This is a genomic window from Acrocarpospora corrugata, assembly GCF_009687845.1.
In the GTDB taxonomy this organism is placed as follows: Bacteria; Actinomycetota; Actinomycetes; order Streptosporangiales; family Streptosporangiaceae; genus Acrocarpospora; species Acrocarpospora corrugata.
In genome coordinates this window covers 1-7729 of the sequence record NZ_BLAD01000151.1, presented here as the reverse complement: position 1 = coordinate 7729, position 7729 = coordinate 1, and the positions used below count along the sequence as shown (strand labels likewise).

Annotated in this window: 9 protein-coding genes; 5 read left to right on the top strand and 4 right to left on the bottom strand. The window is 70.0% G+C overall.

All coding sequences use genetic code 11. The annotated features are described in order from the left end of the window. Window positions 1–92: 92 nt before the first annotated feature. From Acor_RS41505 to Acor_RS41495, 3 genes are all read left to right on the top strand, one after another. Window positions 93–704 carry a class I SAM-dependent methyltransferase gene (locus Acor_RS41505; protein ID WP_155342249.1) on the top strand — a complete coding sequence of 204 codons (612 nt, stop codon included), beginning with the start codon at window positions 93–95 and terminating at the stop codon, window positions 702–704. Then, window positions 683–2107, top strand: coding sequence for a glycosyltransferase 87 family protein (locus Acor_RS41500; protein WP_155342248.1), 1425 nt, complete (start codon window positions 683–685; stop codon window positions 2105–2107). Before Acor_RS41505 ends, Acor_RS41500 begins: the two co-directional genes overlap by 22 nt. 209 nt (window positions 2108–2316) lie before the next feature. Then, complete coding sequence (locus tag Acor_RS41495; protein ID WP_155342247.1) at window positions 2317–2922, top strand: DUF421 domain-containing protein; 606 nt, start codon at window positions 2317–2319, stop codon at window positions 2920–2922. Here Acor_RS41495 and Acor_RS41490 read toward each other — a convergent pair. The 4 genes from Acor_RS41490 to Acor_RS41475 form a co-directional block, all read right to left on the bottom strand. Then, window positions 2919–3242: a hypothetical protein gene (locus Acor_RS41490; protein ID WP_155342246.1), complete on the bottom strand. Its 324-nt coding sequence runs from the start codon at window positions 3240–3242 to the stop codon at window positions 2919–2921. The genes Acor_RS41495 and Acor_RS41490 overlap by 4 nt on opposite strands. 369 nt (window positions 3243–3611) lie before the next feature. Continuing rightward, the gene (locus Acor_RS41485) at window positions 3612–4052 is read right to left on the bottom strand and encodes a hypothetical protein (protein WP_155342245.1); all 441 of its coding nucleotides are present in this window, start codon (window positions 4050–4052) and stop codon (window positions 3612–3614) included. Between the two features lie 36 nt (window positions 4053–4088). Further along, entirely contained in the window at window positions 4089–4796 is a 708-nt protein-coding gene (locus tag Acor_RS41480; RefSeq protein WP_155342244.1) for a TetR/AcrR family transcriptional regulator, read from the bottom strand. Window positions 4797–4906: 110 nt separating this feature from the next. Then, window positions 4907–5266 carry an STAS domain-containing protein gene (locus Acor_RS41475; RefSeq protein WP_155342243.1) on the bottom strand — a complete coding sequence of 120 codons (360 nt, stop codon included), beginning with the start codon at window positions 5264–5266 and terminating at the stop codon, window positions 4907–4909. A 269-nt stretch (window positions 5267–5535) separates the two neighbouring features. Here Acor_RS41475 and Acor_RS41470 point away from each other — a divergent pair, with 269 nt between their 5' ends. Next, window positions 5536–6780 (top strand): cation:proton antiporter, encoded by a 1245-nt coding sequence (locus Acor_RS41470; RefSeq protein ID WP_155342242.1) that lies wholly within the window; start codon window positions 5536–5538, stop codon window positions 6778–6780. Window positions 6781–6845: 65 nt separating this feature from the next. Next, on the top strand, window positions 6846–7729 hold an 884-nt coding region (locus Acor_RS41465; protein ID WP_155342241.1), incomplete at its 3' end, for an ABC transporter ATP-binding protein.

Sequence of the window (7729 nt, the reverse complement as noted above, 5' to 3'; positions counted from 1 at the left end):
CACCAGCCGTGAGCTGGGCGTTCACGTCAGCATTTCGTAAGGGCCGAGGCGTCGCGACGGCTCTACCCTCCCACCATGGAGATCGACATCGCATGATGGGCGAGCTGTATTCCCAGTCGCTGGCCGGCACCGCGACCCAGATCGAGCACGTCGACGGAACCGTGGAACCGCTGGAGGCGGCCCGCTGGTTCGAGCCCATCGACGGGGACGAGGCGCTGCTGTCCCGCTGCGTCAGCCCGACGCTGGACGTCGGCTCCGGGCCGGGGCGGCTCACCGCCACCCTGGCCCGGCGGGGCGTCACCGCACTGGGCATCGACATCACCCCGCACGCCGTGCAACTGACCCGCCGGGCCGGCGGTTTCGCCCTCTGCCGCGACGTGTTCGACCACGTCCCCGGCAGCGGCCGATGGGCCACCCTGCTGCTGGCCGACGGCAACATCGGCATCGGCGCCCACCCTGACGCGCTGCTACGCCGGGCTCGCCAACTCATCCGTCCCGGCGGCTCCGTCCTGGTCGAACTGGAGACCCCGGAGACGACCAGCCGGGTCGAGCGGGTACGGCTCCGCCGCGCCGACGCGGTCGGAGACTGGTTCGGCTGGGCCAGAGTCTCGGCCGGCGACATCGCCCGCCTGGCCCAGGCCGCCGGTTTCGCCACCACCGAGCGATGGCAGGAGGCAGGCCGATGGTTCGCAGCCCTGCGCTGACCCCGGCAGCCGTCCGTCGCCGGATTCCCGCGCCGGCCAGAACCGCCGTGCTGCTCGCGACCCTGGTGGCCGTGCTCGCCGCAACCGTCCGCCAGGACCTCTTCTCCACCGCCCCGGCCGAACTGTTCGGCTGGTACGCGGCGGCGTGGGCATTGTTCGCCGCCGCCGCCTGGTCACTGCGCGGCACGCCGGCCCGCCAGGCGGCGGCCCTGGTCCTGGCCGGCGGCATCGCGGTGGCCGCCACCGGCCTGCTGGCACCGCCCCGCACCAGCACCGACTCCTACCGCTACGCCTGGGACGGCAGAGTCCAGGCCGCGGGCAACTCGCCCTACGACCACACCCCGGCCGACCCCGCCCTCACCGCACTACGGGATCCCTGGCTGTTCCCCACCGGCGCGGCCTGCCGGGAACCCGGCCGTTCCCCACTCCCCACCGGTGGCTGCACCCGCCTGAACCGACCGGCCGTCCACACCATCTACCCGCCGGTCGCGGAGGCCTACTTCCTTCTCGTCCACACGCTCTCGCCTCCCGGCGCCCGGCACAAACCACTCCAACTCGGCGGCGCGCTGCTCTCCATCTGCGTCACGATCGCACTCTTGCGCCGCCGCCCCGGCCATGTCACCTCCTGCGCCGCCTACTGGGCGTGGTGTCCGGCGGTGCCGCTGGAGGCGGTCAACAACGCGCACGCCGACGTACTCGGCGTGCTGCTCACCGTGCTCGCGTTCCTGCTGATCCGGCGCCGTCGCGCCCTGGGCGGCGCCCTGCTCGGCGCCGGCATCGCGGTCAAACTCCTGCCGGCGGTCACCCTGCCCGGCGCCCTCTCCGGAGTGCTCTCCAGGGATCGGTGGTTCCGCGACACGCTCACGGTGGCAGGCCCCGCGGCAGCCGTCGTCGCCCTCGCCTACCTGCCCTACCTGCTGACCTCCCGCGCGTCCGTCTTCGGCTACCTGTCCGGCTACGTACGGGAGGAGGGGTATGACGACGCCTCCGCGCGGGAGCGCTACGCCCTGGTTCGGCTCATCGTCCCCGACGCCTGGGCGCTGCCGGTGGTGGCGGCACTCCTGCTCGTGGTCACCCTCCTGGTGCTGCGCCATGGCGATCCCGACCAGCCCTGGCGAGGCGCGCTGCTCGTCACCGGAACCGCGTTCCTGCTGCTGACACCCGGCTACTCGTGGTACGCACTGCTTCTGGTCGCCCTGGTCGCGCTCGACGGCCGATGGGAGTGGCTCGGGGTTCCGCTCGCGGGAGCGGCCAAGTACCTCACGGCCGGCACCGCGCTCGGCGGCGTCACCGGCACCATCGGGTACGGCCTCGCCGCGCTGGCGGTGCTCGGCGGATACTGCCTCCGCAGCGGCCCAGGGCAGTTGGCCGTTCCCCTCCCAGCAGGTCACCACGTTTCGTAGATCCCGGGCAGGGTAGATCACGCCACGCTGAGACGCCTGACAGCAGGCTCATCCGGCCAAGCCGTTTGCTTTCTGGCGGTAGCCCGGCCACATCCCGATGCTGTTTCGGCGATGCCGTATGTAGTCGGGGGCAAGGAACGTGGACAGAGTCGCAATGATCGCCCCGGGGGCGACGGCAGAGCTTTGCGGCGTCATCAGGGCCGGCCGCGATGAGTGACGTGCTCGATGCCCTGGTGGGCGCTCCGGAACGGGCGTTGCTGGCCGCGGTCAAGGTGCTGGCGCTGTTCGTCACCGCGGTAGTGGTGTTCCGGCTCACCGGACGGCGCGCGCTGACCGAACTCGCCCCGTTCGACTTCGTCACGGCCGTCGCGGTCGGAGCGCTCATCGGCCGTACGGCGACCGCGACCGACGCCTCCTGGCTGGACGGCGCCGCCGCCCTGATCACGCTGCTGCTCGCCCACCTCGCCGTCGTCCACCTGCGCTTCCTGCCCGGACTACGCCGGATGGCCGACCCGCCGCCGCGCCTGCTCGTCCACGACGGCGCGGTGCAACAATCTGCCCTGCGCCGCTGTGGACTGACACGGTCCGACCTCGACATCGTCTTGCGCCAGCACGGTGTCTCCGAACTCGCCGCGGTACGCCTGGCGGTGTTCGAGCCGAACGGTGCAATTTCCATCATCACACACAGCGAACAAGGTGGCCCAGCAGACGGACAGGCCTTACCTGTTCAGGACGGCCCTCCGGGAGGCCTGAAGGACCGGCCTTGCGTGCCGACGGGTCCGGACGACGCGACACGGACGGAGCATTCCCTCTAGATGACGATGCGCCGTGACACGATGCCGCCGCCGATATCGTGTCCGCACCAGAGGTCGAAACGCTCGCCTGGGCGAAGGTATTCGGCGGCCTTGTCGTCGGTGACAATCATGGTCACGATGTGATGCTTGTCCCCGGGGGTCAATGGCATCCAGTCGTCGGTAATGATCGCCGCGGCGAACGGCCGGCGGCGAACCACGCCGGCCTCCCGATGATGCGCGCGGACCGTCAGCGACTGTGTGCGGTGCGGCAGGGCGTGGGACAAGCCACCCTGCTCAGGCGGCAGGAGCGTGATCAGCGCTCTCACTTTCATCCTGGTCATCGATGACGACCTCCCGTTCGGCGTGCGTCCCGTCGCTCAGCGGGTTCCGGGTTCGCTCCCCGCAGCGGGAGAGTGGTGCCCGAGGTCAGGTAACCGATGCTGATTTCACCTCTTATAGGGCTCTACCCTCGTCCGCACAGTGCGACATCTCTCACTCATCCCACTTGGGCCATTTGTTGTGAAACGGATCTATACCTCGCTTGAGGCGGCTTCGCCAGCGGCCTGGAAGCGATCGCAGAGGTCGCGTCCTGATCGCGGCCCGGTGACAGTCGTCGCTGATCCGGCTGCGGGCACCGCAGCACTGCCGGTGATGCCAAACCCCTCGTCGTCAGGAACCCCGCCGTGCTCTCGCCACGCCCATCGACCTCATCAACCGCTCTGGGTGATCAGCGTGGTCAGCGCCCAGAGGAAGAGGGCGCTCTGGATGATGAGCTCGCGCCAGGCCAGCTGGGGGGCGGCCTGGATGGCGTAGGACATCGTCTTGATCGGGATGAGCGGCGGCGCGGGCTCCCGGTCCGGCGGCAGCGGCTGGTTGAAGCGGTGGAAGAGCACCTGGGTGAGGGTGAGGCCGACCAGCAGGCCGGTGATGAAGCTGAGGTGCTCCATGCCGACCGCGGCCTGCAGCGCCACCAGGACGGCCATGAGCAGGAGCAGGATGTCGTCGAACACCTTGATGAAGCGCCCCTGACCGCTGTAGAGGGCGGCGATCTTCTTGATGCGGGCCGGGTAGGGGATGGCGAACAGGTTGATGAACTTGATCAGCGCCTGCAGGATGTACAGGCCGAGCAGGATCTTCAAAGCGATGACCATGACCACTCCTGAGGGTGGGGGTGAGGGTGGCCGCGCTCATGGGCGGTCGCCCGTGGGGTCGAACCAGGCCGTCAGCGTCGCCGGATCGACGAGCAGCAACGAGCCCGCCGGGACGCCGAGAACGCGTTCCATCGCGTCGGTGTAGGCGGCGAGCATCGCCTCGATCGGCGGCGGGGACACCGCACCCGGCTCCTGCGACTCCTGGGTCAGCAACAGTTCGCCGAGGGTGTCGTTGAGATCGTTGAGCAGTGACAGCAGCACGCGGCCGGTCTGCTCGGGGTAAGGGGTGGTGAAGACGCCCTGCGCCGCTCCGTCGCTGATGATGTCGTTCAGCAGGGGCAGCATCCGATCGGCCAGGCCGGGCCGCATCTTCTGCCGGACAACGGCGTTGTCGTCGCCGTACCAGACCCGCAGCAGGGCCACCAGCAGGTCCCGGCGCGGGACCTTCCAGCCCGCCAGTGCGGCGAAGAATCGCTGGAGCCGATCCAGCGCTGGCGCGTCCAGCCGGGCGATCGGAGCCAGATGCGCCGCGAGGGTGTCGGCGGTCCGCTCGATCAGCGCTTCCAGCAGCGCCTGCTTGGAGTCGAAGTAGTGGTAGAAGGCGCCCTTGGAGGCCTCGGTGCCGGCCAGGACGTCCTGGACGCTCATTTGCGCATACCCGCGGGTCTGGATGAGTCGCTGGGCGACATCCAGGAACTCTTCGCGGCGCGAGGCGTGTGCCGCCGGATCGACACTCCGAGCCATTTCTGCCTCCATAATAAACCGGCGGTCGGTTTATTAAAGGAGGCAGGGGCGTGAGCAGTCAAGACCTGTGCTCCAACCGGCCCGACGGGGCGCGGGCGTTTGCGTCGGTGTCAGGGCTGGTCGGAAGAGCCACCCCGTCCGCGGAGTTCGGAAAGAGCCGCTCCGACCGTGGCGACCGTGTCGGGGAGGCCGGTGAGCGAAGGCCGGTGCGGGCCGGTCCCGACAACGATCATCCGGCCCCCGGTGCCGCGAACGTGCTCAGCCGACTCCGCCAGGGCCGAAAGCCCGGCGGAGTCGGTGGAGGCCAGGCGGGTGGCGTCGACGATGATCTGTGCCGGATGGCGCACGGCGACGGCCCGCGCGAGCGCGTCGCGGAAGGTCGCGCACGTCGCCGATGACAAGGCGCCGTTGAGGCTGAGGATCACGATGCGGTAGTCGATGATGAACTCGTCCACGGCCAGTTCAGACATGGCAGCGCGGCCGGGGTCGCGCCCGGTCGGGACAAGCGGGGCGGCAGGTCATGAATGCTCCCAGGAGGCCGAAACGAGTGAACTCGCCGACCAGGCTTCCCGGCACACCGCCGCCAACGTATCAAAACCGAGGCCGGGCGAGCGATCGGCGTCCAGTGGGCCGCTGCTACGGTGACCCTGGGTGTGCCGGGAAGTCTGGTCGGCGTTGAATTCGACGTTGCCGCCTGGAGGCCGCTCATGAACGCTGATCCGAACCGGCGGCCGACCTGATGGGGGCGCTGCTCCCGGCTTTCGCCGTGGTCCTGCTGCTGGCGGTGTTGCTGTCCAGCCTGGCCAACCGCACGATCCTGTCCACCGCCGCGTTGTTCCTGGTCGCCGGATTCGTGCTCGGCGACGGAGCCCTGGGGCTGGTCTCGCTCACCCCCGCCGACGAGATCGTCGCCGTGCTGGCCGAGCTGGCCCTGTTCGCGGTGCTGTTCTCCGACGGCATGCGGGTGGGCTGGCGGGACCTGCGCGAGGCGTGGCGGCTGCCCGGCCGCGCCCTGGGCTGGGGATTGCCCCTGACTCTGCTGGTCACCGCCGCGGGCGCGCACTACCTGGTCGGCCTGGGATGGGCACAGGCGCTGCTGGTCGGCGCGATCCTCGCGCCCACCGATCCGGTGTTCGCCGCCGCCCTGGTCGGCAACGACAAGGTGCCGCCGCGGCTGCGCCAGCTGCTCAACGTCGAATCCGGGGTCAACGACGGGCTGGCGCTGCCGTTCGTGGTGCTGTTCCTGGCGATCGCGGCCGGATCCGATGATCTGCATCTGGGGGAACTCGGCCTGGAACTGGCCCTGGGGATCGTGATCGGCGTCGCCGTCCCCTGGCTGGCCATCAAGCTGGAACAGACCCGCTGGTTCTCCGCCTCCACCCAATACGAGCCGCTCAACGGCCTTGCCATCGGCCTGCTCGTGCTCGCCCTGGGCAAACTCACCCACGGCAACCTGTTCCTGGCCGCCTTCGCGGCCGGAATCACCGTCGCCACCTTCGGCCGGCGGCAGCGCGAATCCTTCGAGCACTTCGGTGAGCTGATCGCCGAGCTGTTCAAACTGGCCGCGCTGCTGGTCTTCGGAGCCCTCATCAGCTTCCCCCTGCTGGGGTCGGTGGGCTGGCGTGGCTGGCTGTTCGCCGTCCTGGCCCTGTTCCTGGCCAGGCCGATCGCCATCTGGATCTCCTTCCTGCGCTCCGGCCTGACGATGCGGGAACAGGCGGCGGTCGCCTGGTTCGGGCCGAAGGGGTTCGCCTCGGTCGTCTACGGCCTGCTCGTACTCGGCTCGGGCATCGCCGCCGCGCAGGACGTGTTCCAGGTCGTCGCGGTCACCATCATCTTGTCGATCCTGCTGCACTCCTCCACCGACATCGTGGTCGCCCGCTGGTTCGACGACGAACGCGACGTCCCGGCCTGGCACGGCGCGGCCAGACGGCTCCGCGATCGCGCCAGGGGAGGGCTGGCGCCGCCCACCGGCCCGGAGTAACGTCACCAGCGGTGCGCCGGGAAGTCTGGTCGGCAGTCCTATCCGATCGGCTTCGGGAGCGCCCCATGTCGTCAGAGTTCGCCGTGCTCGTCAACGGTCTCACCAAGCGGTTCGGCCACGTCCAGGCCCTGAACGGCCTCGACCTGGACGTGCGGACCGGTGAGGTGCACGGCTTCCTCGGCCCCAACGGCGCCGGGAAGACCACCGCCCTGCGCGTCCTGCTCGGCCTGCTGCGCGGCGACTCCGGCCGCACCGAACTCCTCGGCGCGGATCCGTGGCGGGACAAGGTCGCCTTACATCGGCGGCTCGCCTACGTGCCCGGCGACGTGACGCTCTGGCCCACCCTGTCCGGCGGCGAGGCGATCGACCTACTCGCCCGCCTGCGCGGCGGGCTCGATCCACGACGACGCGCTGATCTCATCGACCGCTTCGACCTGGATCCGACCAAGAAGGGCCGCGCCTACTCCAAAGGCAACCGGCAGAAGGTCGCGCTGATCGCCGCGCTGGCCTCCGGCGTCGAGTTGCTGCTACTGGACGAGCCCACCGCAGGCCTGGACCCGCTCATGGAGGCCGTCTTCCGCGACTGCGTCGCCGAAGAACACGCCGCCGGCCGCACGGTGCTGCTGTCCAGCCACATCCTCACCGAGGTCGAAGCCCTCTGCGACCGCGTCACCATCATCCGCGACGGCCGCGCCGTGGAGAGCGGGACACTGACGCAGCTGCGGCACCTGACCCGCACCTCGATCACCGCCGACCTGGCGGCGGTTCCCGACACTCTGGCCGGTCTGCCCGGCGTGCACGACCTGGCCGTGAACGGAGGCCGGGTGAGCTTGGAGGTCGACGCAGAACACCTGGACGCCGTGATGCGGGTGATCACCCAGGCCGGCCTGCGCGGCCTCACCTGCCAGCCGGCCACCCTGGAGCAGCTGTTCCTGCGCCACTACCAGGT

What these genes read in the sequence shown, in the direction of transcription:
- Acor_RS41505 (WP_155342249.1), top strand. Translation starts at nt 93, where the DNA reads ATGATGGGCGAGCTGTATTCCCAGTCGCTGGCCGGCACCGCGACCCAG.
- Acor_RS41500 (WP_155342248.1), top strand. Translation starts at nt 683, where the DNA reads ATGGTTCGCAGCCCTGCGCTGACCCCGGCAGCCGTCCGTCGCCGGATT.
- Acor_RS41495 (WP_155342247.1), top strand. Translation starts at nt 2,317, where the DNA reads ATGAGTGACGTGCTCGATGCCCTGGTGGGCGCTCCGGAACGGGCGTTG.
- Acor_RS41490 (WP_155342246.1), bottom strand. Translation starts at nt 3,242, where the DNA reads ATGACCAGGATGAAAGTGAGAGCGCTGATCACGCTCCTGCCGCCTGAG.
- Acor_RS41485 (WP_155342245.1), bottom strand. Translation starts at nt 4,052, where the DNA reads ATGGTCATCGCTTTGAAGATCCTGCTCGGCCTGTACATCCTGCAGGCG.
- Acor_RS41480 (WP_155342244.1), bottom strand. Translation starts at nt 4,796, where the DNA reads ATGGCTCGGAGTGTCGATCCGGCGGCACACGCCTCGCGCCGCGAAGAG.
- Acor_RS41475 (WP_155342243.1), bottom strand. Translation starts at nt 5,266, where the DNA reads ATGTCTGAACTGGCCGTGGACGAGTTCATCATCGACTACCGCATCGTG.
- Acor_RS41470 (WP_155342242.1), top strand. Translation starts at nt 5,536, where the DNA reads ATGGGGGCGCTGCTCCCGGCTTTCGCCGTGGTCCTGCTGCTGGCGGTG.